Origin of the sequence: Stenotrophomonas bentonitica (genome assembly GCF_013185915.1) — a bacterium.
GTDB classification, from domain to species: Bacteria; Pseudomonadota; Gammaproteobacteria; order Xanthomonadales; family Xanthomonadaceae; genus Stenotrophomonas; species Stenotrophomonas bentonitica.
Genome location: NZ_JAAZUH010000001.1, coordinates 2,346,045 through 2,373,033, shown reverse-complemented (window position 1 = coordinate 2,373,033; position 26,989 = coordinate 2,346,045). Strand labels below are relative to the sequence as shown.

At 65.8% G+C, this 26,989-nt stretch carries 25 protein-coding genes; 13 read left to right on the top strand and 12 right to left on the bottom strand.

What is annotated here, in order from left to right; genetic code table 11:
• Positions 1-73: 73 nt before the first annotated feature.
• On the bottom strand, positions 74-2,578 hold the full coding sequence (gene hrpB / locus HGB51_RS10485; protein ID WP_070207146.1) for an ATP-dependent helicase HrpB: 2,505 nt from the start codon (positions 2,576-2,578) through the stop codon (positions 74-76).
• A gap of 81 nt (positions 2,579-2,659) precedes the next feature.
• Between hrpB and HGB51_RS10480 the strand changes: the two genes are divergently transcribed.
• Positions 2,660-3,475, top strand: coding sequence for a TatD family hydrolase (locus tag HGB51_RS10480; protein ID WP_171966807.1), 816 nt, complete (start codon positions 2,660-2,662; stop codon positions 3,473-3,475).
• Between the two features lie 80 nt (positions 3,476-3,555).
• Here the strand turns inward: HGB51_RS10480 and HGB51_RS10475 are convergent, their stop codons facing one another.
• The 5 genes from HGB51_RS10475 to HGB51_RS10455 form a co-directional block, all read right to left on the bottom strand.
• On the bottom strand, positions 3,556-4,371 hold the full coding sequence (locus HGB51_RS10475) for a Rossmann-fold NAD(P)-binding domain-containing protein (RefSeq protein ID WP_070209488.1): 816 nt from the start codon (positions 4,369-4,371) through the stop codon (positions 3,556-3,558).
• A 2-nt stretch (positions 4,372-4,373) separates the two neighbouring features.
• A complete protein-coding gene (gene panE, locus HGB51_RS10470) occupies positions 4,374-5,312 on the bottom strand; it encodes a 2-dehydropantoate 2-reductase (RefSeq protein ID WP_070209487.1) in 939 nt (312 codons plus the stop codon).
• 82 nt (positions 5,313-5,394) lie between these two features.
• Positions 5,395-5,946 carry a hypothetical protein gene (locus HGB51_RS10465; RefSeq protein ID WP_141739238.1) on the bottom strand — a complete coding sequence of 184 codons (552 nt, stop codon included), beginning with the start codon at positions 5,944-5,946 and terminating at the stop codon, positions 5,395-5,397.
• A 132-nt stretch (positions 5,947-6,078) separates the two neighbouring features.
• A complete protein-coding gene (locus HGB51_RS10460; protein WP_070209485.1) occupies positions 6,079-6,879 on the bottom strand; it encodes an ABC transporter permease in 801 nt (266 codons plus the stop codon).
• The gene (locus HGB51_RS10455) at positions 6,876-7,835 is read right to left on the bottom strand and encodes an ABC transporter ATP-binding protein (RefSeq protein ID WP_070209484.1); all 960 of its coding nucleotides are present in this window, start codon (positions 7,833-7,835) and stop codon (positions 6,876-6,878) included. Before HGB51_RS10455 ends, HGB51_RS10460 begins: the two co-directional genes overlap by 4 nt.
• A 105-nt stretch (positions 7,836-7,940) precedes the next feature.
• Between HGB51_RS10455 and HGB51_RS10450 the strand changes: the two genes are divergently transcribed.
• Positions 7,941-8,690: a ferredoxin--NADP reductase gene (locus tag HGB51_RS10450; RefSeq protein WP_084739111.1), complete on the top strand. Its 750-nt coding sequence runs from the start codon at positions 7,941-7,943 to the stop codon at positions 8,688-8,690.
• A gap of 221 nt (positions 8,691-8,911) precedes the next feature.
• On the top strand, positions 8,912-9,253 hold the full coding sequence (locus HGB51_RS10445) for a SymE family type I addiction module toxin (protein WP_084739110.1): 342 nt from the start codon (positions 8,912-8,914) through the stop codon (positions 9,251-9,253).
• 58 nt (positions 9,254-9,311) lie between these two features.
• On the opposite strand, the gene HGB51_RS10440 is transcribed toward HGB51_RS10445, so the two are convergent.
• From HGB51_RS10440 to HGB51_RS10430, 3 genes are all read right to left on the bottom strand, one after another.
• Positions 9,312-10,427 carry an ATP-binding protein gene (locus HGB51_RS10440; RefSeq protein WP_070209481.1) on the bottom strand — a complete coding sequence of 372 codons (1,116 nt, stop codon included), beginning with the start codon at positions 10,425-10,427 and terminating at the stop codon, positions 9,312-9,314.
• 214 nt (positions 10,428-10,641) lie between these two features.
• Entirely contained in the window at positions 10,642-11,853 is a 1,212-nt protein-coding gene (locus HGB51_RS10435; protein WP_246233422.1) for a serine hydrolase domain-containing protein, read from the bottom strand.
• Positions 11,854-11,972: 119 nt separating this feature from the next.
• Positions 11,973-12,548 (bottom strand): DUF4291 domain-containing protein, encoded by a 576-nt coding sequence (locus HGB51_RS10430; protein WP_070209533.1) that lies wholly within the window; start codon positions 12,546-12,548, stop codon positions 11,973-11,975.
• A 543-nt stretch (positions 12,549-13,091) separates the two neighbouring features.
• Here HGB51_RS10430 and HGB51_RS10425 point away from each other — a divergent pair.
• From HGB51_RS10425 to HGB51_RS10400, 6 genes are all read left to right on the top strand, one after another.
• Entirely contained in the window at positions 13,092-13,334 is a 243-nt protein-coding gene (locus HGB51_RS10425) for an Imm74 family immunity protein (RefSeq protein WP_070209534.1), read from the top strand.
• Positions 13,335-13,636: 302 nt separating this feature from the next.
• Entirely contained in the window at positions 13,637-13,900 is a 264-nt protein-coding gene (locus HGB51_RS10420; RefSeq protein WP_141739242.1) for a hypothetical protein, read from the top strand.
• Between the two features lie 310 nt (positions 13,901-14,210).
• Complete coding sequence (locus HGB51_RS10415; RefSeq protein ID WP_070209536.1) at positions 14,211-14,615, top strand: hypothetical protein; 405 nt, start codon at positions 14,211-14,213, stop codon at positions 14,613-14,615.
• 801 nt (positions 14,616-15,416) lie between these two features.
• Entirely contained in the window at positions 15,417-16,928 is a 1,512-nt protein-coding gene (locus tag HGB51_RS10410; RefSeq protein ID WP_070209538.1) for an alpha/beta hydrolase, read from the top strand.
• Positions 16,925-17,671: an ABC transporter ATP-binding protein gene (locus HGB51_RS10405; RefSeq protein WP_070209537.1), complete on the top strand. Its 747-nt coding sequence runs from the start codon at positions 16,925-16,927 to the stop codon at positions 17,669-17,671. Before HGB51_RS10410 ends, HGB51_RS10405 begins: the two co-directional genes overlap by 4 nt.
• Entirely contained in the window at positions 17,668-18,852 is a 1,185-nt protein-coding gene (locus tag HGB51_RS10400; protein WP_171966806.1) for an ABC transporter permease, read from the top strand. The genes HGB51_RS10405 and HGB51_RS10400 overlap by 4 nt, the downstream gene beginning before the upstream one ends.
• A gap of 65 nt (positions 18,853-18,917) precedes the next feature.
• On the opposite strand, the gene HGB51_RS10395 is transcribed toward HGB51_RS10400, so the two are convergent.
• Both HGB51_RS10395 and HGB51_RS10390 read right to left on the bottom strand, forming a co-directional pair.
• Positions 18,918-19,937: an energy transducer TonB gene (locus HGB51_RS10395; RefSeq protein WP_070209099.1), complete on the bottom strand. Its 1,020-nt coding sequence runs from the start codon at positions 19,935-19,937 to the stop codon at positions 18,918-18,920.
• 186 nt (positions 19,938-20,123) lie between these two features.
• Entirely contained in the window at positions 20,124-20,753 is a 630-nt protein-coding gene (locus HGB51_RS10390) for a TIGR00645 family protein (RefSeq protein ID WP_070209100.1), read from the bottom strand.
• 107 nt (positions 20,754-20,860) lie between these two features.
• On the opposite strand from HGB51_RS10390, the gene HGB51_RS10385 reads away from it, so the two are divergent.
• From HGB51_RS10385 to HGB51_RS10370, 4 genes are all read left to right on the top strand, one after another.
• The gene (locus HGB51_RS10385; RefSeq protein WP_070209101.1) at positions 20,861-21,550 is read left to right on the top strand and encodes a glutathione S-transferase N-terminal domain-containing protein; all 690 of its coding nucleotides are present in this window, start codon (positions 20,861-20,863) and stop codon (positions 21,548-21,550) included.
• Between the two features lie 154 nt (positions 21,551-21,704).
• Positions 21,705-23,933: a S9 family peptidase gene (locus HGB51_RS10380; RefSeq protein ID WP_070209102.1), complete on the top strand. Its 2,229-nt coding sequence runs from the start codon at positions 21,705-21,707 to the stop codon at positions 23,931-23,933.
• Positions 23,934-24,452: a cytochrome c oxidase assembly factor Coa1 family protein gene (locus HGB51_RS10375; protein ID WP_070209103.1), complete on the top strand. Its 519-nt coding sequence runs from the start codon at positions 23,934-23,936 to the stop codon at positions 24,450-24,452.
• Positions 24,453-24,533: 81 nt separating this feature from the next.
• Complete coding sequence (locus HGB51_RS10370; protein WP_070209104.1) at positions 24,534-26,333, top strand: DUF885 domain-containing protein; 1,800 nt, start codon at positions 24,534-24,536, stop codon at positions 26,331-26,333.
• Positions 26,334-26,378: 45 nt separating this feature from the next.
• Here HGB51_RS10370 and HGB51_RS10365 read toward each other — a convergent pair whose 3' ends face one another.
• Positions 26,379-26,831, bottom strand: a complete 453-nt coding sequence (locus HGB51_RS10365) for a hypothetical protein (RefSeq protein WP_070209105.1) — start codon at positions 26,829-26,831, stop codon at positions 26,379-26,381.
• Positions 26,832-26,989: the final 158 nt, after the last annotated feature.

Here is a 26,989-nt window from a genome sequence, read left to right as displayed (position 1 = left end):
CCCAAAACGCCGGTTGGCCCCCAGACATGAACGGAAACCGGTAGAGCCACGCCCTGCGTGGCTCCACGCGGAATCAGGTCCCCCGAGGCTTTGCCCGATGCGTAGCCGTAGCCGTCCAGGGATCATCCGGCCAGGGATGCTTCGGATACCGCCCCTTCATCTCCTTCTTTACCTCGGCATAGGTGTTCGCCCAGAAGTTCCGCAGGTCCTGGGTCACCTGCAGCGGGCGTCCCCCCGGGGACAGCAGGTGCAGCGTCAGCGGCACGCGCCCGTCGGCGATGCGCGGAGTGTCGGCCAGCCCGAACAGCTCCTGCAGCTTTACTGCCAGCACCGGCGGCTGCGGGGTGTGGCCGTCCGCCTCCAGCGCGTACTGGATGCCGCGCTCCATCCCCGACGGCACCGCCATCCGCAGCGGTGCATGGCGGTCGACCAGCTGCCGCTGCGCCCACGGCATCGGCGACTTCAGCGCTTCGCCCAACGCCGATTCATCCAGCGCATCCAGCCGGGTTTTCCCGTTGAATGCCGGGGTCAGCCATGTCGGCAACGACGCCATCAGCGCGGCATCGGAGACATCCGGCAGTTCCAGTTCCGGCATCCACGTGCGCAGTGCAACGGCGCGCGCCTGCCACTGGCGCAGCCCATCGGTCCACGGCAGGGCCTCCAGGCCAAGCTCGCGCACCGCGTCGGTCAGGGCCTGCGCGGCCTGGGCCGGGTCGACCCGGCCAGCCGAACGGCTGTCCAGTACGATGCGGTCGAAGCGGCTCTCGCGGCGGGCCACCAGGGCGCGCTTGTCCGCATCCCAGCGCACCACGTCTTCCTGCTGGAAGCGGTCGGGGAAATCGCGGCGCAGCCCGTTCTCGTCCACCGGCGCCGCACGCAGCAGCAGCGCATCGCGGGCCTCGTAGCGCAGTTCCACCGCCACCAGCCACGGTTCACCGCGCAGGTCGCTGGGGTCGAACAGGCGCGCGCTGCGGCCGTTTGCCAGCAGGTAGCGCTGTGGATCGGTCGGGTGGCGGGCGGCAATGCGGTCGGGGAAGGCATGCGCAAGGAGGTCGCCCAGCTGGTGCGCTTCCACCGTGGTCGGCAGCGCGCTGTCGCAGCGCAGGCGCCGACGCCACTGCTTGCTGGCCGCATCGATGGCCGCCAGCGCACCGCGGTTGGCGTCGTGCGGTGCACGCCCCTGCCGGAACGCCGCCAGCGCCCGCCAGCGCGCGGCCAGCGCATCACCGCCCTGGCGCAGCGGGTCGCGCGCTTCCACCAGTGCGGCCAAGTCGCAGGCCAGCGCCTGTTCGCTGCCGTTGCCGGCCGCCAACAACATCGCCGCCAGGCGCGGGTGCGTGCCCAGCGCCAGCATGCGCCGGCCCAGCGCAGTCAGCGCGCCGTCTCCGCCCAGCGCGCCCAGCCGCTGCAGCAGCTCGCGCGCGGCCGCCATCGCACCCACCGGCGGAGCGTCCACGAAACGCAGGTCGTCGCTGCCCCATGCCGCCAGTTCCAGCGCCAGCGCCGCCAGTTCGACCTGTGCGATCTCCGGTCGGCGCTGCGCTTCCAGCCGCTGCGACTGCGGCCACAGCCGCCACGCCCAGCCGTCCGCAACGCGTCCGGCACGGCCGGCGCGCTGGTCGGCCGAGGCCTGCGCGATGCTCACCACGTCCAGCCGCGAGAAACCGCTGTTGGGGTCGTAGCGTGGCTCGCGCGCCAGCCCTGCATCGATCACCACGCGCACGCCCGGCAGGGTCACCGAGGACTCGGCCACGTTGGTGGCCAGCACCACCCGGCGGTGTCCGTTCGGGTCCGGCTGCAGCACGCGCGACTGCTGCTCGACCGGCAGTTCGCCGTGCAGGGGCAGCACCTGGATGTGGGCCGGCAGCGCCTGCTCCAGCGCCGCCAGGGTGCGCGAGATCTCGCGCTGGCCGGGCAGGAACACCAGCACGTCGCCGGGATGTTCCGCCAGCGCCTGTTCCACCGCGCGCCGCGCCTGCGCTTCCAGCGCCTCGTCGCGGCGGGCCGGGAAGTGGCTGACCGCGACCGGAAAACTGCGTCCCTCGCTGCCCAGGCGTGGCGCGTCCAGGAACTGCGCCAGCCGCTCACCGTCCAGCGTGGCCGACATCACCACGATGCGCAGGTCATCACGCAGCTGTGCCTGCACATCCAGCGCCAGCGCCAGGCCAAGGTCGGCGGCGAGGTGGCGTTCGTGGAATTCATCGAACAGCAGCGCACCCACGCCTTCCAGCATCGGGTCGTCCTGCAGCATGCGGGTCAGGATGCCTTCGGTGACCACCTCCACCCGGGTGCGCGCCGACACCTTGTTCTCGAAGCGGATCCGGTAGCCCACCGTCTCGCCGACGTCTTCGCCCAGCTGCCGCGCCATGAACTGCGCGGCACTACGCGCGGCGATCCGGCGCGGTTCCAGCATGATGATCTTCCGCCCTTCCAGCCACGGCGCGTCCAGCAGTGCCAGCGGCACCTGGGTGGTCTTGCCCGCGCCAGGTGGCGCTTCCAGCACCAGGCGCGGATGCGCGGCCAGGTGCGTGGCGATCTGCGGCAGCAGCGGGGAAATCGGGAAATCAGGCGAGCTCATGCCGCAAGGATACGGGCCGCGGGCAGGGCCCGCACGGGCGGCACGCTACAATGGCGCGATCAACTGCCCTGTACCTGCCCCATGCAACTGATCGATATCGGCGCCAACCTCACCCACGATTCCTTCGACCGCGACCGCGACGCCGTACTGGCCCGCGCCCGTGAGGCCGGCGTGGTGCAGATGGTGCTGACCGGCGCCAGCCGCGAGCACTCGCCGATGGCGCTGGACCTGGCCCGCCAGCATCCCGGTTTCCTGTACGCCACTGCCGGCGTGCACCCGCACCACGCGGTGGAGTACACCGACGAGTGCGACGCCGAAATGCGTGCCCTGCATGCGCATGCCGAAGTAGTGGCGGTGGGTGAGTGTGGCCTGGACTACTTCCGCGACTTCGCCCCGCGCCCGGCCCAGCACCGCGCCTTCGAACGGCAGCTGCAGCTGGCCAGCGAGGTGCGCGGTGCTGATGGCGCGTTGAAGCCGCTGTTCCTGCACCAGCGCGACGCCCATGCCGACTTCATGGCGCAGATGAAGAACTTCGACGGTCGTATCGGCGCGGCGGTGGTGCATTGCTTCACCGGCGAGCGCCAGGAGCTGTTCGACTACCTGGACCAGGACTGGTACATCGGCATCACCGGCTGGCTGTGCGACGAACGCCGTGGCGCGCACCTGCGTGAACTGGTCAAGCACATTCCGGCCGCGCGCCTGATGATGGAGACCGACGCGCCGTACCTGCTGCCGCGCAGCCTGAAGCCGATGCCGAAGGACCGCCGCAACGAGCCGATGTTCCTGAAGCACATCGTCGAAGACCTGGCGCGGGATCGAGGCGAGGACGTGGCGACCACGGCAGCGAATGCCACGGCCGCAACGCGCGCCTTCTTCCGCATTCCACCCGTTGAATGAGGCGGTAGAGCCACGCCCTGCGTGGCTGACGCGCCGACCCTTCCTGGTATCCGGGCATTGCAGCCACGCAGGGCGTGGCTCTACCCGTTGAACGCGTCCTGGAGGCCTTCGCGATACGTCGCGAACCTCGGCGCCCACTGCAGCGCCTCACGCGTCCCTAGGCTGTCGATCCGTTTACACCCGGCATAGAACCGCCGCAACGCCGGGCTCAACGAGGGATCGTCCCACGCCATTGCGGGCGGCATCTCGAATCCGCCCAGCGCCGCCGCATACGCCAGCACCTGCTGTGGCGCTGCCGCTTCATCATCGCAGGGCAGATACAACGCCGCGGGCTCGGCACGGCGCATGGCCGCCACCACCGCCGTCGCAAGGTCTTCCACGTGCAGCCGGTTGAACACCAGCCCGGGCTTCAGCACATGCCGTGCGCGTCCTTCGGCCAACTGCACCAGCGCATTGCGCCCACGCCCATACAGCCCGGGCAGGCGGAACACTGCCGATGCGATGCCCTTTTCCAGCGCGAGTGCGCGCCACTGCTGCTCCGCCAGCAAACGCCGTCGCGCTGATTCATCCACCGCATCGGCAGCCGAATGCGCATCCACCCAGCCACCGTCGCGGTCGGCATACACGGCAGTAGAAGAGAGATACCCCACCCAGCGCATCGAAGGGCTGTCGCGCAGTTGTGTCATCAGCAAGCGCAGAACAGGGTCGCCGTCCTCATCCGGCGGCACCGTACACAGCACCGCCTCCGCATCGCGGATGACCTCCGGCGCCACCGCAACATCGCGCACCGACCCACTGCACGCCACGCCCAGCGACTGCAGCAACGACGCAACATGTCGCCCGGCATACCCCATTCCCAGCACCAGCACCCGCGCCGGAAGCGCACCGGCCGTCATGTTCAACCCGCGCGGCTGCGCTGGTACGCCTGCAGATGCGCGTACGCCACCGCCAGCAGCGGCGCCGCCTGGCCAGCAGCGCGTGCCCGCGCCAACATGTCGCCCACGATCTGCTCCGCCTCCACCTGCTGGCCGGCTTCCAGATCGCGCAGCATCGACGCCTTCAACGCAGAGCCTTCCTGGGTCAACGCAGACAGCGCAATCGTGCGCGCCTTCTCCGGAACCGGCTCTCCGGCCGCCTCGGCCACCGCCAGGCACTCGTCATACAGGCCGCGGACCACCGCAGCACCGTCGTCGGTCGCCACGATCATGCCCACATCGGCCCGCATCACGCACGTCGCGGCCGCCAGCGCGGTCAGGAACGTGTACTTGACCCACTGTTCCTTCCCGATCGCCTCACTGGCCACATGGTCTACCCCGGCCTGCACACAGGCCGCGGCCAGTGCCAACACCCGCGCACTGCTGCCGGGCGTATCGCGCTCACCAAAGGTGATCTTTGCGGCAGGCGCAAGATGCAGTACCGCCCCATCGTCCGCCTTGGTCGCACTGATGAAACACAGCCCGCCCAGCACCGCATCGCGCCCGAAACGCGCATCCAGCGCTGCGTAATGGCGCAGCCCGTTGAGGATCGGCAGCACCGTGGTACGCGACGACACCGCGGGCGCAATCGCCTCGATCGAGCTCTCAAGGTCGTAGGCCTTGCAGCTCAACATCACCAGGTCGAACGGCTGTTCCGCCGCCAGCGCGGGCAGCGCGTCAGCCGTGACATGCGCCACCGGGAACGCTGCATCACCCAGCGGACTGCGGATAACCAGTCCATCCTGGTCCAGCTGAGCGGCGCGGACAGGGCGCACCAGGAAGGTCACGTCCAACCCGGTCTGGGCCAGCCGTCCCCCAAAGTAGCCGCCGGTTCCGCCGGCGCCGAGAACAAGGATGCGCATGAAGTCGTGTCAACAGGGTAGGGGTACATCACCTTACCCCAAGCAGTGGTGCCCGTTTGCACGGGCACCACCCGGGCGGATGCTAGTTGATCGCGCCGATGAACGCCTGGTCTTGGATGATCAGTTCGGCGTTGTGCTTGATTGTCTCGTTAAGCGAGGCAAATACATTGACGAACTTGCTGGTGTTCCGCTTGGTCTCCTTGACCTGGTCGTAAACCACCTTGCCGTCCTTGTCTTTCAGCACATAGCGAATGCGCAGCGTCCAATCCACGCTGTAACCCAGATCATCGATCAGGAACTCCTGGATCTGGCCGCTCAGCGCGTCCGCCTGTCCATCCATGGTGACCCCGACCAGACGCAGTTCGGAGAACACCGCGTCGCGCAGGATCACGTCCACGTTGCGCTCGAAAAGCACGTCCCCCATGGCGGTGTTGCGCACCTGGTTCGGTTTGATCTCGCCTCCCTTGGCAGGCAGGTACTCGAACGTGGTTACATTGACCGTGCCATGGGCCGAAAGCACCGAACTTGGCGCGTAGTTGAGCGGTATGGGCTTGGTGGAACAGCCCGAGAGCGCGAGCAGGGCAATTGCGAGTCCGATGCATCCAAACGTATTCCGTGTGTTGCTGAAAACCATCCTGGTATCCCCTGTGGAGTGCTACACGAATAAAACCCGCCCCTGGCTCGGCCAGGGACGGGTTCGGTTGGGTGACGCCGAGGTATTAAACGGCGGCTTCGGCCGCCAATCAAGAGGGGGGGAGGAGGCAGATCAGCTCCGCATCCCGACACCCCGCTTCAACAACCACAGCGCCAGCGCGGTCAGTGCCACCACGAAGCCGATCATCAGCGCGTAGGCCACCCACAGTGGCACGTCGCTGCTGCCCAGCAGGCCGTAGCGGAACGCGTTGACCATGTAGAAGATCGGGTTCGCATGCGTGGCCGCTTCGGCCCAGCCCGGCAGCAGCTTCACCGAATAGAACACGCCACCCAGATAGGTCAACGGCGTCAGGATGAAGGTCGGCACGATCGCCACGTCATCGAACTTCTTGGCGTAAACCGCATTGATGAAGCCGGCCAGCGAGAAGATCGTCGCGCCCAGCAGCACCGTGGTCAGCGTCACCAGCGGGTGCGGAATGCGTACCGGCGTGAAGAACATCGCGATGATCAGCACGATGATGCCCACCATCAGACCACGCAACACCGCACCGGCCACGTAGCCCCACAGGATCACCCAGTTCGGCATCGGGCTCACCAGCAGCTCTTCCACGTGCCGCCCGAACTTCGCCCCGAAGAATGACGAACTGATGTTGCCGTAGCTGTTCTGGATCACGCTCATCATCACCAGGCCCGGCACGATGAACTGCATGTAGCTGTAGCCGCCCATCTCGCCCACGCGCGAACCGATCAGCCCGCCGAAGATCAGGAAGTACAGCGTCATCGTGATCGCCGGCGGCACCAGGGTCTGGCCCCAGATGCGCAGGATGCGCGCCACTTCGCGGCGCACGATCGTCATCAGCGCGATCCGGTTGCGCTGGCCGTCGGTCAGGACCGGGGTCGGGGTGCTGCTCATGCCGCATTCTCCTGGTTGCCGGTGAGCCGCACGAACAGCTCCTCCAGCCGGTTGCTCTTGGTCCGCATCGAACGCACCCGGATCCCCGACGCGTTCAGTGCCGCGAACACCCGGTTCAGGTCCATCGCGCGCGGCATGTCCACGTCCAGCGTGTGCCCGTCGATCGCCGTGATCGTGGTGCCCTCGATCACCGGCAGCTGCGCCGGCAGCTCACCGTCGATATCGAACAGGAAGCCTTCCACGTCCAGCTTGGCCAGCAGCTCGCGCATCGGGCCCTGGGTGACGATCTGGCCGTGGTTGATGATGGCCAGGTTGCGGCACAGGTGCTCGGCTTCTTCCAGGTAGTGCGTGGTCAGGATGATCGTCGTACCGGCCGCGTTGATCTCCTTCAGCACCCGCCACATGTCGCGGCGGATCTCGATGTCCACGCCTGCGGTGGGTTCGTCCAGGATCAGCAGCCGCGGCCGGGTCATCATCGCGCGGGCAATCATCAGCCGGCGCTTCATGCCGCCCGACAGCGTGCGGCTCATCACCTGCGCCTTCTCCCACAGGTGGGCGCGCTTGAGCTCCACTTCGGCCATCTGCTCGGCCTCCGCGCGCGCCACCCCGTAGAACCCGGCGTAGTTCACCAGGATGTCGAAGGGCTTCTCGAACAGGTTGAAGTTGATTTCCTGCGGCACCAGCCCGATCAGGCGCATGGTGGCGCTGCGGCTGCGCACCAGGTCGCTGCCGAACACCTCCACCTGGCCTTCACTCAGGTTCACCAGCGAGCTGATGATCCCGATCAGGGTGGACTTGCCGGCCCCGTTCGGGCCCAGCAGCGCGAAGAAGTCACCCGGGGCAACGTCCAGCGAAACGCCTTTCAGCGCCTGGGTGCCGTTGTCATAGGTCTTGCGGAGGTCGCGCACCCGCAGGGCGGGGGCGGTACTGGTCGCGGGGGGATTCTGGGATGCCAAGCTCTTGCCTTCGCGCCCAAGGGTCGGCGCTGGATAGGGGCGGGGGAGCGGCTATTATAGAAGGCCTCAGGGGTTTGCCCCGGCTACACACTGTTTCCCAAATTCGTGCCTGTTCAATTCCCCCTCAAGCTGATCGACCGGCGCATGCTGGCCCCCACCGTCGGCCACTACCAGTTCCTGCGTGATGACGGCCAGCCGCTGGATTTCCAGCCCGGACAGTTCATCCAGGTCCATTTCGAGTACGCCGACGGCACCGCCACCAAGCGCAGCTACTCCCTGGCCACGATCCACGACCACGCCCTGGCACCGGGCGAAGCCGTTGATATTGCAGTCAGTTTCGTGCCCGGCGGCGCTGCCACGGCCCTGTTCGAGGGCCTGGACCTGGGCGGCCACGTGACCGCCAGCGGCCCGTTCGGCCGGTTCTGCCTGATGCCCGGCGACCACAACGCCCGCTACCTGCTGATCGCGACCGGCACCGGGGTCACCCCGTACCGCTCCATGCTGCCGCTGCTGGCCACCGCCATGGCCGAGCGCGGGGTCGAGGTGGTGCTGCTGCAGGGTGCCCGCACCCCCGACGAGCTGCTCTACAGCGACGACTTCTACGCCTTCGCCGCCGCCCATCCGGGCTTCCGCTATGTCCCGTGCCTGTCCCGCGAGCTGCCGGACGCCCCGCACCCGGACGTGCGCCACGGCTACGTGCAGCAGCACCTGGCCGAGTTCGCCCCCAACCCGGCCACCGACATCGCCTACCTGTGCGGCAACCCGGACATGGTCGACGCCACCTTCGAGGTCCTGAAGGACGCCGGCCTGCCCACCCCGCAGGTCCGCCGCGAAAAGTACGTCAGCAGCAAGTAGCGCCGGGCTCTGCCCGGCGGGGTTTGCTCATAACGTCAACCGTGGCCGATGGAACCTCCTTGAGTCGCTGGACGCTTCAGGCGTCCATCGCGAACGCAGGTCTCAGTACTTCGATTCACACCATCTATCGGAAGCCCCATTAGATGGCAGAAGCGTCAATGGGTAGGCGCCGTCAATGAGACTGCGAAAACCAATAGAAAAAACCTAATTGCCTCCCTGCGATCCAGCGCGCACGGTGCAGGTCGGAGCGCAAAACTCTTGAGCATGCTGGATGTGGGCTCCGATCCCCTCGCCATTCCGTCGAGGGCTACAACCATTGGAGGTCAACCGTGCAGAAGCAGATTCCGGTCTTGAAGATCCAGGGCCAATGGCTGCGTGAGATCGGCTTCACCGCAGGCGCGAAGCTGAAGATCGAAGCCAGGAAAGGCGTCATCACCATCAAGGTGGATCCGCCTGTGAAGTTTCCACTCGCCACGGGTCGTCCTGGGGTGACCTACCACCCGATGTCCCGGATCACCCCGACAAGGTACTTCTACGCGAAGGTGGAAGCAGAAACGCATTGAGGTGACCTGGCCCCTGCGAATGCCAACCCATGCCCGCCACGTGCGGGCATTGTTACTTTCATCCCACCACGCTTGGCCCGCTTGCGAGATAAGTGGCCAGTGCACGATCCTCGATTTCGTACTCGCCCTTGACACCCTTTGGCGCGAGCACCAAGGCCTTTACAAGTCGGGCCACGGCGGTCTGGATGCGTTGTGGGTTGTACGAGGTATTGTCGTCAAGTCGCTCAGTCGCCAGAGCGCTGAACTCGCTGCCAAAAAGGCTCTCCGACTGCCGGGTTGCCAGATGCACCAGGATGAACCTGTCTACCGGCTTCAGCATGAGCCACTGCTCGCGCAATCCTGTTTCGCCTATCTCGTCCTGCCACCTGCGCAGGCCCTCCCATGGGTCGGACGTTATGCCCACCACCATGTGCAGGATGATCTGATTGAGGTAGAGCGGTACGTGCGCAATGCGCTCGAAGACGTTGCCCAACTCCGCCTCGTCAACGGTCCGTCCCGTCATCTTCTGAAAGATGAAAGCGCGGTTCTGCACGAAGTCTTCGTCCAGCTCGGGAAGCGGCAACGACAGTGCGGCATCGAAGAGGGGGGCTTTTCGCTTGCGGAACATCGCATTGAGTGCTTCGCGGGAAGAGCCGGTAAAAAACAACTTCAACCTGGGTTGAAGTTCCAGCATCGAGGCGCGGAAGGCAGCGATGAAATCTTCGTGCATGCCGTTGGCGAGCGTCTGGAACTCGTCCAGGATGAGCAGGACAGGTTGATCATTGGCATGCGCCAAACTACGCATCGCATTCCTCAGCCTGCCCTGCAAGTCCAGCTCAGCAGTGTTTGGCAGCCACTCCGCATGAACACCTGATCCTCCGTAGCCCGCCTTTGCGGTCAACTTGTCAGGCTTGATCGCCCGCGCCAGGAGCCCCTTGGGCCGCACGGCAGCTTCCAGTTCCTGGACCAGCGCCGCCTCTGGGTGGTCGCGCCTGACCCACAGGTCGATGTAGCACGCCCGCCAACCCCACGCCTCTGCAGCTGGAACAAGGTCATTCTTCACGAAAAGTGTTTTGCCCATGCGCCGTGCAGCGAACATGGTGATTGCATGCGTCAGCCCCGAGCCCAGCGCCTGGTGAACTGTCTGGACCAACTTTTCTCGGGGAAAGTAGTGGATGTCCGCAAGCGTGTTCATTATGAAAAATTATGCCAATCGCCATAATTATGGGTCTTGCCATAATCTGCCATGAATGGACCCAGCAAGCTGTGACGGCGTGCCCGAAACCCTTGGGCCACAAGCGTCATGTCCAATCTGAGGTGGAATGCTCAGCTGCGAGTGGCTTGGTAGGTGCTCGCGCCCCGGACCAGCGAGAACCCCGTCACCTTGTCGTCTGCATTGCGGGTGACGTTCAACACCATGTCCTGTCGTACTCGGCGGAGATGCTGGCCAGGATCTCCGAGATCAAGGCCGCGCCATTGTCGCTGTTGGTCAGTATCGCCACGCCTTGGCCGCTGTGGGTGTAGCCATAGATCTGCGCCCGAAAGCCGTTGGTACCACCGCTGTGCGCGAAGCTCGTGCGCCCGCCCAGGTCTTCCACGTACAGCCCCAACCCGTACTCGCCCAAGCCACGCGTCAGCATCTGCTGGGCGCTGGCGTGCGTCAGTACCTTGCCGGCTGCGCCATCAGCAGCGCGCTGCACTTCAAGCACTACCTGCGCCAGGTCCGTGGGTGTCGTCCACAGCCCGGCGGCAGCCGACTCCGGATAACGCCGCCAGCCCCCCGCGACGGGAGTTCCCTCCGCGCTGAACCCGGTCGCCGCGAGTGCACGCTGGCGCGGTGAGAGGTCCACGTCAAAGGTGCTGTGGGTCATTCCCAGCGGGCCAAGCACCGACCGCTGCATGTATTGGCCGAACGATTGCCCGGTCGCTTCGGTGACCATCAGCTGCACCACGCTGAAGCCACCGCCCGAGTAGCGCCACAGGGTGCCGGGCTGCACATCCACCCGTACCGGATCCGAATCGGCCGGTGGGGCGCCGTCCAGTACCTGTAGAAGGGAGGGCAACGCCGTTCCCTGTGGATACCCGAAGTAGCCGTGCACCGTCGTGCCCGCACTGTGGTTCAGCAGCATGCGGAGCGTGGGTGGCGTAGCGCGGGTGAACGCGTTGTCCGGAATCTTCCATGCGTTGAGGTGGCCATTGGCCGGCGCATCAAGCGCCAGCGTGCCCTGCTGGACGAGCTGCATGGCGCCCAGCGCACTTACAGGCTTGCTGACCGACGCGGCCTGGAACAAGGTGTCTACCGTGGCAGGGCGGGGCGGCTCCCCATCGGCGCTTACCATGCCGTAAGCACGCGCCCACTCGACGCGGCCGTTCTCGATCAGCGCGATGCTGACAGCCGGCACCTTGTGGAAGGCCATGCGCTCGCGCAGGTCCATCTTTCCGCCGCCGGCGCCTCTGATGACTACCGGGGTGGAAAGGCCCGACTCCACGCGCGCGACGCGGTCCTCCTGCAAGCCACCAGAGGCGTCGCCGGCCAAGGCCGGAGCGCTGCAGAGGCCGAAGACGGCCGTCATGAGCGCAACCCGAAGGGGCGTGGCCTGCTGCATGTTGCGGAAGTGCATCGACGGTTCCGGGCATGGCTGAAGTGGAGCGACGATACCGCATCGCCGCGTCCGCGGTAGCCCCGTCAAAACGGCCGTCAGGTCCCGTCGTTGTCCAGAGGGCGGGCCCCGTGCGTTGCTCAGCCCGGCAAGTACGGTCTTTCAATGGGAAGGGTGGCCTTCGCTTCCTCCAGCCGATCCTCCGCTACCAGCGCATGTATCCGATGGGCAAGGGGTGTGACGTCGGTAATCCTTTTGATCCAATCCCCGGCGTAGAGGCGGACAGCTTCACCACTCAGGCCAACCTGGATCGCGCGGTGCTCAAGGGGGCGGTGGTGCAGGTCGCGTTCGGGGTCCCATTGCACCCGTACGGGAGAACGCTTCTTCAGCGCATCCCACTCCTGCTCGCCCATCCCCGGTTCGGGATGGCTGGCGCAGCTGTGCGCCAATGCCCACTCAAAGCCCTCGCGGGCAATGTCGATCGCAAGGATCCGGGCCTGACCCTCGTCCTTGTAGCCCCAGCCTGCGCGATACATCATCCACAGGAAGGAGGGCTTGATCCACGTCATCCGCTCCATCTTGAACGGCGGTGCGACAAAGGTCTGGTGCTTCAGGGCACTCTCGGCGATGGTATCCGAGTAGGCCTGGTAAACGCGGAGGGTGGCATCATCGTACTGGGCGCGGATCTGCCGCGCCGGAATTATTATCGTTGTCATTGCGTGCTTTATAGCCGAGGCAATCGATTCGAGTACTTCCGGGATGACGGACGGTGGCGAGTGGCTGACAACCGGCCCGTCCCGGGGGATCGCGGAATCCGGGAAGCCCCGACATGGTTGCCCGCTTGAAGACGACTATGCCCAGCACGATGCAATATCGACGCCTGCAGGGCGATTTCTGCCTGGTGACAACGTCTCTCCCGGCTTGATCTTCAACTCAGTTAAAGTCAAAGCCAGAGTTGCCGGCGCCCGATAGATGTGCCCCATCCATTCCCACCACGATGAACGATGCAAACTGACTATGACTTCCGAAGTAATCTTCAAATGGTCAGTACGGAGCTTCAAAGTTGTGCCTTCCTACCCAGACCGGGGGCGATGCCCTCCACCCGGTCACAGGTCAGAAGAAGCGTGCTTGGGCGTCAGATCTACTATCACTGGATGCGAAGGGGTGACCCTTGCCGAGAGACGTACATCGCACGGCGCAAAGAATACTTGCGACCCGGCGACCGGCGTGCACAGACCAATCTTCGTTCGAGGTGAGTCATGATTAGGGAGGTCACCAGGGGTTGCATAAAGGTTGCGATGGAGGAGAAAACCGCAACCATACCCGGGGAGATGTTCTTCCCGGAGAACGGGAACTTGGGGTTTACTTTGTTTCTAGACCAAGTTGGATGCTGGGATCCGCCGCACGAGGATGTTGAGATTGGTAAGGACGAGGTTGATCACATCGTTGCAGGGATCAGGGCGGACTTCGAAAAGGGTGGGCATGTTCTCAACATCGCATGATCAGTGCAATGAACCGATCGTTGTCGAGCAGATGGAACTGATTGCGGTAAGGAGAGTTCGCTCGCTCGAGGGGCTGAGCGTGAGAGCTATCACGTTAGGGCGAGTGCGGAAATCTCGCTTTTGCTCCCACAGGGGGAGCTGCACAAACATTGTCGGCCCTTGAAGCCATGCAGCGTAGGAACGACTGGGTCGCCACTACTATTGACCCAATCGGCAAATTGGCTGAAGTGCCGGACTAATCAGGTGCCGGGGATGCGCTGAAGCGTAACCATAACGAAGATCTCCGATGTAAGTTCAACACTATGAGAAATATTCCTGAGTTGCTGCGCCTGGTTCTACGAACGTTCCGCTATGTAGAGTGGTATGAGTTGAATGAGTTGGTGACTATCATCAAGCGTGGTGATGCGGATTTTAATGCCGACGAGTTTAAGGCCCAGCTCGAACGTCTCGTTGGATCGGACCGCGTTCCGATTGAGGAGTTGAACGAAGTGACTGGTTTGGCGTTAAACAGTGATGAAGAGGCAAGGCAGTGGCTCATAGAGATACATCGCGAGTTGCTCCGCTGAACTTCAAGGCTTTGCATCGAGCCGAATGAATGCCTTGGACTGGACGTGGACGGCGGCGGAACACAAGTAAGATGGCGGTCGCCCTCAGCACTTCACCTATGAGCAGTTTCAGCTCGCTCTCTCGCACTGGAGACAGTTCAGGGCGCTACTAGTGGGCGAAGGGGCTATGGGCTGGCTTGGCAGACGGTATGAAACGGGGTTTTCAGAGAGATGACCTCAACTCTCTGATACGTCTGCGGCGGGCTGGTCGGTCCAGAGCAACTCGCCGCGCTGTTCCTCAACAACCAGGTCGGCTTCATTGCGAGGACGTATGGATGACATAGAAGTCAATCGTGAGGCGAAGATGATTCGCGCGATGTCGTCTCTGGATGCGGCCGACTGGCTGATGCATGCCTATCCGGCAGGATCGCTCAACTATGGGCGCGCTTTCAACCTGCTTACTCGGCGGTCCTGGCTCCGAGGTGATCAAGTCCGCCTTGCCGACCATTACCTCGCGGGAATTCCATTCGCCAGTGACAGGCCCTACTTGATATTCCTTTCCTTCATGAGCGTAAGGCGCTTTGTGGCAACGCTCAGGAACACCCTGCCCAGCGACAAGTCGAGGCTGCGATTGCTGACGTATCACCTAAGCAGCGCCACTGTTCTGGGCGCAGTTTCAGATCAGGATAGGGCGGTGCTCGCTGCATTCCTGACGGAAATCGATCAGCCGAGTTGAGCGCTATCCAATCGGGATGTCCATGGGCAGAGTATGGTGGACCAAGCTGAAGTATGATCCAGCAACCGAAGGCGTGGCGACCAACCCGTGAATGCAGGAATGGGCGGTGATCTGACTGTCTTGTTGACCGTAGAATTGGGTCCGTTGATCGACGGTTTCCGGATGAAGGTTGTTCGCGTCAGTGAAACAGAAGCGCTGCTTGTTGGTTCGGGCTACGCATTGAGATTTTCCGCGGATCGGGACGGCCTCGAACTTTCGTACATCGAGCGAACTGGGCGAGAGCAGCTGGCTTCGTACACTTTGCGTCCATTGGTCATGCAGCGGTTCACCCCAAGCGATCGGGCCGGGTACAGCGATCAGGCATTGTTGGAAGGTAGGCTGGTTGCTTCGGTCAGGGTTTATGCATCGGGGCTCGTCAATAGATGTTGTGACGTTCTCGCTGGCGATAAAGCTTGGCTGAGAAGAGATGGTTGGCGTGAAGCGGACCCCTCTTTGGCAGTAGAACGCGCTCTTCAAGGTGTGCTTTTCGTGTCACCCCGCTGAACTTTCAGGTAGGGCCTGTACTGGCGAAGGCACTGGTGTCAGGCGTGCTGCGTCGACCAGCATTTCCAGAGAACTCCCGGACGAAAGTGGAGACAGGGTCTGGCAATGGAGCCCTCTGCACGGGTGAATGTCCGCCGCGCGCTGTCGCTCGACGCCTCCACAGGCGGGGATCGGTAACTTACCCACCTACTTCGGTCACATCCAGCCCGCCCATCCGTCATGGCATGCTGAGCCCCTTCAACCAAGGACGTGATCGAAATGCGACTTTCCCGCCGTCCCCTGGCCGCCAGCGCAGCCGTGCTGCTGCTGGCTGCCTGCCAGGCCACCCCGGAAGCGCCCCCGCAAGGGGCGGCGCGCCAGTACGGAACACTGACGTTCAAGCCCTGCACCCTGACCAGCGCCCAGGCCAGCAGCAACGTGGAAGCCGAATGCGCCACGCTGGAAGTGCCGGAGAACCCGGCCGCGCCGGATGGCCGCAGGATCGGCCTGAACATCGCCCTGCTCGATACCGAGAACGAGGGCGAAGGCAAGCAGGACCCGGTCTTCTTCCTGGCCGGTGGCCCGGGCCAGTCGGCCACAGAAGTGGCGGCGATCATCAAGCAGTCGCTGCGTGAGGTCCGCAAGAAGCGCGACATCATCCTGGTCGACCAGCGTGGCACCGGCAAGTCCAACCCGCTCAGCTGCGTCGACGCCGACGGCAACGCGCTGACGTTCGACGAGAACGCGGCTCCCACGCCCGAGGCAATGGCCGAGTACGCCAAGCGCTGCGCAGCGGCGCTGGTGGACCGTGCCGATACCCGCTTCTACACCACCACCGAAGCCATCGGCGACCTGGACGCCGTGCGCGCCGCGCTGGGCGTGGACAGGATCAACCTGGTCGGCGGCTCCTACGGCACCCGCGTGGCCCAGCAGTACGCCGCGCGCTTCCCGCAGCACACCCGTGCGGTGGTGATCGACGGCGTGGCACCGAACGACCTGGCGGTGGGCGGCGACTTCGCCAACACCTTCGAGTCGGCGATCGAACTGCAGTCAGCCCAGTGCCAGAAGGACGCCGCCTGCGCCAAGCGCTTCCCGGTGGATACCCACACCCAGCTGCGCAACGTGATCTCCACGCTGGCCAAGGCCCCGGTCGAGGTCGAGTATCGAGACCCGGGCACCGCCGCGGTCCGGCGTGACCCGATCAGCTCCAATACCGTGATCAACCTGGCCTTCATGTTCTCGTACATGCCGGAGTCGGCCTCGCTGCTGCCGGTGGTGCTGGATGAGGCCGCACAAGGCCGCTACGCGCCGCTGATGTCGCTCAACAGCCTCGCCACCCGCAACATGGCAGGGCAGTTGAACCAGGGCATGCAGTGGTCGGTGATCTGTGCCGAAGATGCCGACCGCTATGTGGAAGCACCGGCTGGCGACCGCATCCTCGGCCCGGAAGTGGCGCGCATGTTCTTCGCTGCGTGCCCGGTCTGGAACGTCGGCAGCCGCCCAAAGAACTTCACCGCACCGTTGAGCACCGACGTGCCGGTGCTGCTGTTGTCCGGCGAGTTCGACCCGGTCACCCCGCCGCGCTACGCCGAACAGGTCGTCAAGCACCTGCCCAACGGCCGCCACATCGTGGCCAAGGGGCAGGGCCACGGCACCCTCGGCGCTGGCTGCATGCCGCGCCTGCTGGCGCAGTTCATGGACACTACCGACGCCAAGGCGCTCGACGCCTCCTGCCTGGATACCCTCGCGCCGGTGCCGGCCTTCACCTCGTTCAACGGATGGGAACCATGATCGTCGCCGAGAACCTGCATAAAGCCTTCAAGACCAAGACCGGCCTGATCAAGGCGGTGGAGAACGTCGGCTTCCAGGCCGAAGACGGCCGCATCACCGGCCTGCTCGGCCCGAATGGCGCCGGCAAGACCACCACCATGCGCATGCTCTACACCCTGATGACGCCCGACCAGGGCCGGGTGCTGGTGGATGGCCTGGACGCCTCCACCCAGGCGGTGGAAGTCCGTCGTCGACTCGGCGTGCTGCCCGACGCGCGTGGCGTGTACAAGCGGCTGACCGCGCGCGAGAACATCGCCTACTTCGGTGAGCTGCACGGGATGAGCGCCGCGCACATCCGCGAACGCACCAAGGTGCTTTCCAAGGCGCTGGACATGGAAGACATCCTCGACCGCCAGACCGACGGTTTCTCGCAGGGGCAGCGCACCAAGACCGCCATCGCGCGGGCACTGGTGCACGACCCGCGCAACGTGATCCTGGACGAGCCGACCAACGGCCTGGACGTGATGACCACCCGCGCCCTGCGAGGCTTCCTGCGCGAGCTGCGCGACGAAGGCCGCTGCGTGATCTTCTCCAGCCACATCATGCAGGAGGTGGCCGCGCTGTGCGACACCATCGTGGTCATCGCCAAGGGCACGGTGATGGCGGCCGGCACCGCCGACGAACTGCGCGCGCAGACCGGTGAAGCGAACCTGGAAGATGCCTTCGTGAAGGCCATCGGCAATGAAGAAGGACTGCACGCATGAGCGCGTTTGCCACGTTGTTGACCGTAATGCGCAAGGAACTGCGCGACCTCTCGCGTGACCGCCGTACCCTGGCGCTCACCCTGCTGATGGGACCGTTGCTGTACCCGATCCTGATCCTGGGCATGGGCAAGCTGGCCGAGAGCCGGGTCAAGACCCAGATCGACAAGCCCCTGGACATTCCCACCATCGGCCGCGAGAACGCCCCCAACCTGGTGCGCTTCCTGGCCTCGCAGGGACTCAACGCGGTGGACCCGCCGAAGGACCTGACCGCTGAGATCCGCGACCAGAAGATCGACATCGCGCTGCGGATCAGCCCGGACTTCGGCAAGGACTGGGCAGAAGGACGCCCGGCGTTGGTGGAGATCGTGCAGGACAGCACGCGCCGCGACGCCGACATTCCGACCGCGCGCCTGAAGGCCGCGCTCAGCGGCTACAGCCAGCAGGTTGGTTCGCTGCGGCTGCTGGCGCGCGGCATCGACGCCCAGGTCGCACGTCCGCTGGACGTGGCCACCCAGGACCTGGCCACGGTCGAGGCCAAGCGTGGGGTGATGCTGTCGCTGCTGTTGCCGATCCTGCTCACCATCACCTCGTTCCTGGGCGGTGCCTACCTGGTGATGGACACCACCGCCGGCGAGCGCGAGCGGCAGTCGTTGGAGCCGTTGCTGGCCACCCCGGCCAAGCGCGGTGCCATCGTCAGCGGCAAGATCGCGGCGGCCTGCGTGGTGGGCGTGGTCTCGCTGCTGCTGACGCTGGCGGCGTTCAAGCTCAGCGCGCAGCTCTCCACCGGCGCGGCCGCGCGGCAGCTCAACATGGGCCTGCTGTCCATGCTGCAGATGCTGTTCGTGATGATGCCGATCCTGTTCATCGGTACCTCGCTGCTGACCTTCCTCTCGGCGGCGGCCAAGAGCATGAAGGAAGCGCAGAGCCACATGACCTGGCTGATGCTGCTGCCGATGCTGCCGGGCTATGCGCTGATGGTGTACCCGGTGAAGAGCGAGCTCTGGCAGCTGGCGGTGCCGTTCCTGGCGCAGAACCAGATGCTGCTGAAGATCATCCGCCACGAGCCGATCAGCGCGCAGATGTGGGGCGTGTATCTGGCGGCCGGCTTCGGCCTGGCGGCGCTGCTGTGGTTCGCGGCGGTACGCCGTTACCACCAGGAGCGGTTGGCGATCTCGGGCTGACGTTACCGGACCAACAAAAAACCCCGGATCGCTCCGGGGTTTTTCTTTTGCGGCAATGCTACCGATCAACCGCCGGGCGCGAATGCCAGCGTGCGGCGGGTGGTGGTCGGTGCGGCCACCGGCTCGAACTTCCACTTCTTTACCGCGCCCAGCGCTTCGCGATCGAAGATGCGGGCCGGGGTGGCGCGCAGGACGCGGGCGTTGGTGACCGAACCGTCGGTGCCCACGGTGATTTCCACCAGCACTTCGCCCGAGGTGCCCGAGCGCAGCGCGTCGGCCGGGTAACGCGGCGCCGGGGTGCTGATCGGGCGCAGGGTGGCAGCGGCAGCCGGTGCGGCGGCCGGCGCGCGGGCCGCAGCGGCCTGTGCGGCAGCAGCAGCCTGCTGGCGCTGTTCGGTCTCACGACGCGCCGCAGCCTGGCGCTCACCGTCCTGGCGTTCGCTTTCGCGGCGGGCGGCGTCCTGCTGCGCGGCGATCTGCTTGGCCGCTTCGGCCTCGCTGGCCTGCTGCTGGCGCTGCTGTTCGGCCAGCTGCTTGGTCTTGTTCTCGGCGTCCTTTTTGACCTTGTCGGTCTCTTCCTGGGTCCGCTTCAGCGCGATTTCCGTGCCCTTGGTGATGCCGGTCTTCAGGCGCGGCAGGGCGGCTGCGTTGGGGTCGACCTTCTCGATCAGCGCCACCAGGCGCTGGCCTTCGGTGAAGTCCTCACGGGCCAGGCTCTGCTCGGCGGCAATGAGCACGTACGGCTGCAGGTCGGTCAGCGCGCTCTTGATCGAGGCGTCGTCCGGGGTCTTCTCGCGCAGCGCCAGGTAGTACTCCATGGCGTTGTCGCCGGCCGGGGCGTACATGCGGTTCTCGCGCAGCGCCTTGCTGGCCAGCTCGCGCAGTTCCTCGGTGCCCATCGACTGGACCTTGGCCGACACGGCGGGTGCCGGTGCCGGCGTGGCGGCGGGTGCGGCAGCCGGTGCTGCGGCGGTCGGCGCGGCTGGCGTTGCGGTTTCATCCTTGCCCGAGCAGGCGGCCAGAGCCACCACCAGGGTCAGCGGCACCAGCAGGCGCGCCTTGGCGTTCGTGTTGACGTGCGACATCCAACTCCCCTTTGAAGAACGGCGATACGTAGGGCCTGATGCGGTCAGGCCGACCGAGGGGCCTGGACGATTCCCAGCGTCCAGGCCATGCAACAAGTGCTCAATCTAGCATCCCCGCGCCCCGCTGGGGGGCGGCAGGTGGGGCAGGGCGGCACGCCGGAGCGCGCCGCCGCCCAAGGGCCGGTCTCAGTGGGCCAGCGACTTGCTCGGGGTGTGGGCCATCAGCTTGTCGGTGTAGGCGATGCCGATCGCCGACAGGATGAAGGCGGCATGGATGATGGTCTGCCACATCACGCCGTCGCTGGTCATGGTGGTGCAGATCAGCTTGGCATCCGGACCGTACTTGAGCGTCAGGTCGGCTGCAGCGGCGTAGTAGGCCTCGGTATTGCACAGCGGCACGCCGTCCAGGTTGCCCGCACCGATGAAGGTCTTGAGCAGGTGGATCGAGGAGATGCCGATGATCGACAGGGCCAGCTTCACCTTCAGCACGCTGGCGTTGACGTGGCTCAGCCATTCCGGCTGGTCCGGGTGGTTCTCCAGGCGCAGGCGGGACACGAAGGTCTCGTAGCCACCCACGATCACCATGACCAGGAGGTTGGAGATCATCACCACGTCGATCAGGCCCAGCACCAGCAGCATGATCTCCTGCTCGCCCATGGCGTTGGCCTTGTGCACCAGGTGCCAGAGCTCCTTGCCGAACAGGAACACATAAACGCATTGCGCCAGGATCAGGCCCAGGTACAGCGGCAGCTGCAGCCAGCGAGAGGCGAAGATCAGGGACGACAGAGGACTGATGGGCTTGGCGGAAGAACTCATGCTGGAATGCTGCGTTGCTGGGGACGCCGCAGGGTACCGGGCCTTCATGACCCTGCCAACCCGACTGACGCACTAGACTCGAGATTCCTGAACCGCTGGGTCCTGTCATGATCGATCTGTATTACTGGCCTACCCCCAATGGCCACAAAGTCACCCTGCTGCTGGAAGAGCTGGGCCTGCCGTACACCATCAAATCGGTGAACATCGGCAGCGGCGACCAGTTCAAGCCGGAATTCCTGGCGATCTCGCCGAACAACAAGATGCCGGCGCTGGTGGATCACCAGCCCACCGACGGCGGCGCGCCGCAGAGCGTGTTCGAATCCGGCGCGATCCTGCTGTACCTGGCCGAGAAGACCGGCAAATTCCTGCCGGCCGATACCCGCGGCCGGGTGGCGGTGCTGGAATGGCTGTTTTGGCAGATGGCCGGGCTGGGCCCGATGAGCGGGCAGATGGGGCACTTCAGTGTGTATGCGCCCGAGCAGATTCCGTATGCCATCGAACGCTATGGCAATGAAGTGCGCCGCCTGCACGGGGTGATGGACAAGCGCCTGGCTGAAAGCGCGTTCCTGGCCGGGGACGAATACAGCATCGCCGACATGGCCAGCTACCCGTGGATTGGCGCCTACGACAAGCTGCCGGCGGATTTCGCCGCGTTCCCGAACCTGAAGCGCTGGCACGAGGCGATTGCCGCGCGGCCGGCCACCGGGCGGGCCTATGCGTTGCGTCAGAAGGTGAACCCGGACGCGGGCAAGCCGCTCAGCGACGAAGAGCGCAAGCACCTGTTCGGCAAGCGGTAACCGGAAACGGTTACCGCGGTAGTGCCGGCCGCTGGCCGGCTCCAAGGGGTGTCCGGCAGCGCGTGGAGCCGGCCGGCGGCCGGCACCACCTGCGGTAGGATGCGTGTCCGGGTCGCCTTGCGCCCCGAACGCCCTGCCGCCGCCGGAACCTTTCATGCGCCACCTTGTTGCCTCGCTCGCCCTCATGCTCGCCACCACCACCGTCGCCCACGCCGAAAAGCTGACCCTGGACGCCATCACCGGGCCGCTGCCGCTGTCCGGGCCGACCCTGATGAAGCCGAAGGTGGCGCCGGACGGCTCGCGGGTGAGCTTCCTGCGTGGCAAGGAGGCCGACCGCAACCAGCTGGACCTGTGGGCCTACGACATCGGCAGCGGCCAGATCCGCCTGCTGGTGGACTCCAAGGTGGTGCTGCCCGGCGATGAAACCCTGAGCGATGCCGAAAAGGCGCGCCGCGAACGCCAGCGCATTGCCGCCATGACCGGCATCGTCGATTACCAGTGGTCGCCGGACGCCCGCACCCTGCTGTTCCCGCTCGGCGGCGAACTGTACCTGTACGACCTGGGCAAGCAGGGCAAGGCCGCCGTGCGCCAGCTCACCCAGGGCGAGGGCTTTGCCACCGACGCCAAGCTCTCGCCCAAGGGCGGTTTCGTCAGCTTCGTGCGCGACCGCAACCTGTGGGTGATCGACCTCGCCAGCGGCAAGCAGCTCCAGCTCACCCGTGACGGCAGCGACACCATCGGCAACGGCGTGGCCGAATTCGTGGCCGACGAGGAAATGGACCGCCACACCGGCTACTGGTGGGCGCCGGACGACTCGGCCATTGCCTTCGCCCGCATCGACGAATCGCCGGTGCCGGTGCAGAAGCGCTATGAAATGTACGCCGACCGCACCGAGATGATCGAGCAGCGCTATCCGGCCGCCGGCGACCACAACGTCACCGTGAAGCTGGGCGTGATCGCCCCGCGCGCCGAAGCCGCCCCGAAGTGGGTCGATCTCGGCCGCAATGAAGACATCTACCTGGCCCGCGTCGACTGGCGCGACCCGCAGCGCCTGACCTTCCAGCGCCAGTCGCGCGACCAGAAGACCCTGGAACTGATCCAGGCCGACCTGGCCAGCGGCAAACAGCAGACGCTGGTGACCGAAACCTCGCCGACCTGGGTGCCGCTGCACAACAGCCTGCACTTCCTCCGGCAGGGCGGCTTCGTCTGGTCCTCCGAGCGCAGTGGCTTCCAGCACCTGTACCGCGTGTCCGACGATGGCCGGAGCATCGTTCCGCTGACCCACGGCAACTGGCCGGTGGACGAACTGCTGGCGGTGGACGAAGACGCCGGCAAGGTCTACTTCCGCGCTGGCGTGGAAAACGCACGCGAAAGCCAGATCTACGCGGTGCCGCTGCAGGGCGGCCCGCTGCAGCGCCTGTCGCAGCAGCCGGGCATGCACACCGCCAGCTTCGCGCGCAACGCCAGCGTGTACGTGGACAGCTGGTCCAACACCACCACGCCGCCGCAGATCGCGCTGCACCGGGCCAGCGGCGAGAAGATCGCCACGTTGGTGGAAAACAACCTGGAAGATCCCAACCACCCGTACGCGCGCTACCTGGACGCGCAGCGCCCGGTCACCTTCGGCACGCTCACCGCTGCCGATGGCCGCACCCCGCTCAACTACAGCCTGATCAAACCCGCCGGGTTCGATCCGTCCAAGCGCTACCCGGTGGTGGTGTACGTGTATGGCGGCCCGGCCAGCCAGACCGTCACCGACAGCTGGCCCGGCCGTGGCGACCACCTGTTCAACCAGTACCTGGCCCAGCAGGGCTACGTGGTCTTCTCGCTGGACAATCGCGGCACCCCGCGGCGTGGCCGCGATTTCGGTGGCGCGCTGTACGGCGTGCAGGGCACCGTGGAAGTGGCCGACCAGCTCAGGGGCGTGGAATGGCTGAAGCAGCAGCCTTGGGTGGACCCGGCGCGCATCGGCGTGCAGGGCTGGTCCAACGGCGGCTACATGACCCTGATGCTGCTGGCCAAGGCCTCGGACCAGTACGCCTGCGGCGTGGCCGGCGCACCTGTGACCGACTGGGGCCTGTACGACAGCCACTACACCGAACGCTACATGGACCTGCCGGCGCGCAACGCCAAGGGCTATGAAGAGGCGCGCGTGCTGGCCCACATCGACGGCCTGCGCTCGCGCCTGCTGCTGATCCACGGCATGGCCGACGACAACGTGCTGTTCACCAACTCCACCTCGCTGATGAGCGCCCTGCAGAAGCGCGGCCAGCCGTTCGAGTTGATGACCTACCCGGGCGCCAAGCACGGCTTGTCCGGCAGCAATGCGCTGCACCGCTACCGCCTGGCCGAGGATTTCCTGGGCCGCTGCCTGACGCCGTAAATGACCCTGCCACCCCCACTGACCCGGGCGCCGCCGCCCGGCTGGTGGCAACGCCACTGGCGCTGGGCGATGCCGCTGGCGGTGCTGGCGGTGCTGCTGATGGTGGCGGGGATCGTCTGGCTGGCGCTGGTCGAATGGTCGCGCTGGAGCCGCGCCAGCGAGCCGTACCAGGAAGCCATGCGCCGCGCGCGCTGCAGCATCGAACTGGTGGCGGTGCTGGGCGAACCCATCCAGGATGGGTTCCTGCCCACCGGCAGCGTGCAGCGCAACGCCAACGGCAGCGCGTCCAGCCAGTACGTGGTGTCGCTGTCCGGCCCGCGCGGCGAGGCCGAGCTGTACCTGGAAGCGCACCGCGAAAACGGCGCGTGGGACTACCCACTGCTGTACGCGATCACCCGCAATGACACCGCCATCGACCTGACCGCCCTGGACGACGCCGAAGCGGCCGGTGAATGCGCGCTGCGCGACTGCCGCGAACAGGGCCACTGCCCGTTGCCGGGCGGGCGCTGGGGCCGCTGAGCGGCGGGCATGACCTCCGGCCGATTGCCGCGTAACGCCTGAGTGCGTAGGGTCGCAGGGAACCGCTCACCGGAGTCCTGCATGAAGCCGCTTGCCCTTGCCGTCGCGTTGGCCCTTTCCGTTCCCGCCGCGCTCAGTGCGCCGCCGGCCCTTGCCGCCGCTCCTGTTGCCAGCAAGGCACCGGCCAGTGCCGCGTGGGTGACCCGCAGCAACGAACTGGCGCAGATCCTGCTCGATGCGCAGGGTCCGTTCCAGCCGGAAGAAACCGGCTTCTTCGGCGTGCCCGGCTACGACGACAAGGTGGCCGATTTCGGCCCGGACAACGGCAAGCGCTACCGCGAAGCGATGGCCAAGGCGCGGAGCGAACTGCAGGCCAAGCTGGCGACCGAGCGCGACCCGAACGTGCGCCAGGACCTGGCGATCATGATCGCCGCCGCCACCGAGAACATCGAAGGCAGCGAACTCAACGAAAAGTACCTGCTGCCGTGGACCGACACCCCGCAGGTAGTGTTCAGCGGCATCAACCTGCTGCTCTCCGACCAGGTACCGGCCGAACGCCGCGCCAAGGCGCTGGACCGCCTGAAGGCCTACGCCGGCCTGGCCCCGGGCAGCACCGCCGTGACCACGCTGTCGCGCCAGCGCTATGAAGAGCGGCTCAAGGACACCACCCTGCTGCAGCCGACGAAGATCGAAGTTGAACAGTCGCTGGCGAACGTGGATACCTACATCACCGGTATCGAGAAACTGTTCGAGAAGTACAAGGTGGCCGGCGCCGACGAGGCCCTGAAGGCGATTGCCACCCAACTGCGCGAGTACCGCGACTGGACTCGCGCAGAGGTGCTGCCCAGGGCCCGCGCCGACGCGCGCCTGCCCGAGCCGCTGTACGCGTTCCAGCTCAAGCGCGTGGGCATCGACATCGACCCGCAGCTGCTGATGCAGCGTGCGCAGCTGGAGTTCATGGAAACCCGTTCGGCGATGCGCCAGCTGGCGCCGCTGGTGGTCAAGGCCAAGGGCCTGAAGGTCGCCGACCCGACCGATCCGGTCGCGGTGATCCGCGCGCTGAAGACCGACAAGATCGCCAACGACCAGCTCGAGCACCACTACCGCGGCGTCATCGATGCGATCGACCCGATCATCCGCGCGCAGAAGATCGTCGACGTGCCGCAGCGCCCGATGCAGATGCGCCTGGGCTCCGCGGCCGAAAGCGCCGCCTCGCCCGCACCGCACTTCCTGCCGGCGCCGCTGGTGGGCAACACCGGCCAGCAGGGCACGTTCGTGCTGCCGCTGGGCAACCCGGCCGCCGGCGACAAGGCCGCGCAGTACGACGACTTCAACTTCGGCTCCGCTGCGTGGACGCTGAGCGCGCACGAAGGTCGCCCCGGCCACGAGCTGCAGTTCACCGCGATGGTGGAGCGTGGCGTGTCGCTGGCGCGCACGATGTTCGCGTTCAATTCGGTCAACGTGGAAGGCTGGGCGTTGTATGCCGAAGCCGAAATGGTCCCGTACGAACCGCTGGACGGGCAGCTGATCGCGCTGCAGTTCCGCCTGCTGCGTGCGGCCCGCGCGATGCTCGACCCGATGCTCAACCTGGGCCTGATCGACCGTGCGAAGGCCGAACGCGTACTGATCGACGAAGTGGGCCTGTCGCAGGCCATGGCTACCCAGGAACTGGACCGCTACATGGTGCGTTCGCCGGGCCAGGCCGGCAGCTACTTCTACGGCTACACCCGGATCCTGGAACTGCGCATGCAGACCGAGCTGGCGCTGGGCGACAAGTTCGACCGGTTGGCGTTCAACAACTTCCTGCTGGACCAGGGGCTGTTGCCGCCGGACCAGCTGGCCAAGGCGGTCAACGAAGTGTTCATTCCGAAATACCGCTGAGGAGACGTGGTGCCGGCCGCTGGCCGGCACCACCACCGGTGGGAATTACGGTTTGATGGTCTGCGCCGGCAGGCGTTCAACCGGCGCCGGGTTCGGCACCCAGATGGCCACGCCGGCCGCGCGACGCTGCGTGGTCGGAATACCGATGCCCACGCCGCCACCGCTGTGCGAACCGTAGCTGCCGCCGCCCACCGACAGGCCGCCGCCCGAGCTGCTGGACTCCACGCCCATCAGGATCACCCCGTTGGCGCCCAGCGCAGCGGCTTCCTTCTTCAACCGCGCGATCGCCGCATCGGTCTGGCCCTGGGTTCCAAAGCCCGCCGCGCTGGACGACTCCAGCTGCGCGATCTCGATCGACCCCGGCGGCGGGGTGGAATAGATCTGCACCAGCGCCGGATCGGTTGGCGCACGGGCCTGCCCGATCATCACCTTGGACGAGCTGGCGCAGCCGGTCATCACCAGCAGCACGCCCAGCAGTGGAAGCATTCGAAGGTTCATCGCTACACCCCTTGTTCGGCCGGGTCGGCCTGCGCCTGGATCATCCGGGCTGGCCGCTGAATCGGTGCCAACCCCACTCTGGCAGACGGTAACATCGACCGGGTGAGTCCGCCGCATCCCGGTCTTGCCGCCGCCATCACACGCCGCAGGCAGGCCAG

Bases quoted from the DNA above. Each gene is read 5' to 3' on its own strand.
- HGB51_RS10375 (WP_070209103.1), top strand. From the start codon at position 23,934: ATGACCCTGCCACCCCCACTGACCCGGGCGCCGCCGCCCGGCTGGTGG.
- HGB51_RS10385 (WP_070209101.1), top strand. From the start codon at position 20,861: ATGATCGATCTGTATTACTGGCCTACCCCCAATGGCCACAAAGTCACC.
- HGB51_RS10465 (WP_141739238.1), bottom strand. From the start codon at position 5,946: ATGGTTTTCAGCAACACACGGAATACGTTTGGATGCATCGGACTCGCA.
- HGB51_RS10460 (WP_070209485.1), bottom strand. From the start codon at position 6,879: ATGAGCAGCACCCCGACCCCGGTCCTGACCGACGGCCAGCGCAACCGG.
- panE (WP_070209487.1), bottom strand. From the start codon at position 5,312: ATGCGCATCCTTGTTCTCGGCGCCGGCGGAACCGGCGGCTACTTTGGG.
- HGB51_RS10395 (WP_070209099.1), bottom strand. From the start codon at position 19,937: ATGTCGCACGTCAACACGAACGCCAAGGCGCGCCTGCTGGTGCCGCTG.
- HGB51_RS10420 (WP_141739242.1), top strand. From the start codon at position 13,637: ATGAGAAATATTCCTGAGTTGCTGCGCCTGGTTCTACGAACGTTCCGC.
- HGB51_RS10415 (WP_070209536.1), top strand. From the start codon at position 14,211: ATGGATGACATAGAAGTCAATCGTGAGGCGAAGATGATTCGCGCGATG.
- HGB51_RS10365 (WP_070209105.1), bottom strand. From the start codon at position 26,831: ATGAACCTTCGAATGCTTCCACTGCTGGGCGTGCTGCTGGTGATGACC.
- HGB51_RS10370 (WP_070209104.1), top strand. From the start codon at position 24,534: ATGAAGCCGCTTGCCCTTGCCGTCGCGTTGGCCCTTTCCGTTCCCGCC.
- HGB51_RS10440 (WP_070209481.1), bottom strand. From the start codon at position 10,427: ATGAACACGCTTGCGGACATCCACTACTTTCCCCGAGAAAAGTTGGTC.
- HGB51_RS10425 (WP_070209534.1), top strand. From the start codon at position 13,092: ATGATTAGGGAGGTCACCAGGGGTTGCATAAAGGTTGCGATGGAGGAG.
- HGB51_RS10405 (WP_070209537.1), top strand. From the start codon at position 16,925: ATGATCGTCGCCGAGAACCTGCATAAAGCCTTCAAGACCAAGACCGGC.
- HGB51_RS10400 (WP_171966806.1), top strand. From the start codon at position 17,668: ATGAGCGCGTTTGCCACGTTGTTGACCGTAATGCGCAAGGAACTGCGC.
- HGB51_RS10430 (WP_070209533.1), bottom strand. From the start codon at position 12,548: ATGACAACGATAATAATTCCGGCGCGGCAGATCCGCGCCCAGTACGAT.
- HGB51_RS10435 (WP_246233422.1), bottom strand. From the start codon at position 11,853: ATGCACTTCCGCAACATGCAGCAGGCCACGCCCCTTCGGGTTGCGCTC.
- HGB51_RS10475 (WP_070209488.1), bottom strand. From the start codon at position 4,371: ATGACGGCCGGTGCGCTTCCGGCGCGGGTGCTGGTGCTGGGAATGGGG.
- hrpB (WP_070207146.1), bottom strand. From the start codon at position 2,578: ATGAGCTCGCCTGATTTCCCGATTTCCCCGCTGCTGCCGCAGATCGCC.
- HGB51_RS10480 (WP_171966807.1), top strand. From the start codon at position 2,660: ATGCAACTGATCGATATCGGCGCCAACCTCACCCACGATTCCTTCGAC.
- HGB51_RS10390 (WP_070209100.1), bottom strand. From the start codon at position 20,753: ATGAGTTCTTCCGCCAAGCCCATCAGTCCTCTGTCGTCCCTGATCTTC.
- HGB51_RS10410 (WP_070209538.1), top strand. From the start codon at position 15,417: ATGCGACTTTCCCGCCGTCCCCTGGCCGCCAGCGCAGCCGTGCTGCTG.
- HGB51_RS10380 (WP_070209102.1), top strand. From the start codon at position 21,705: ATGCGCCACCTTGTTGCCTCGCTCGCCCTCATGCTCGCCACCACCACC.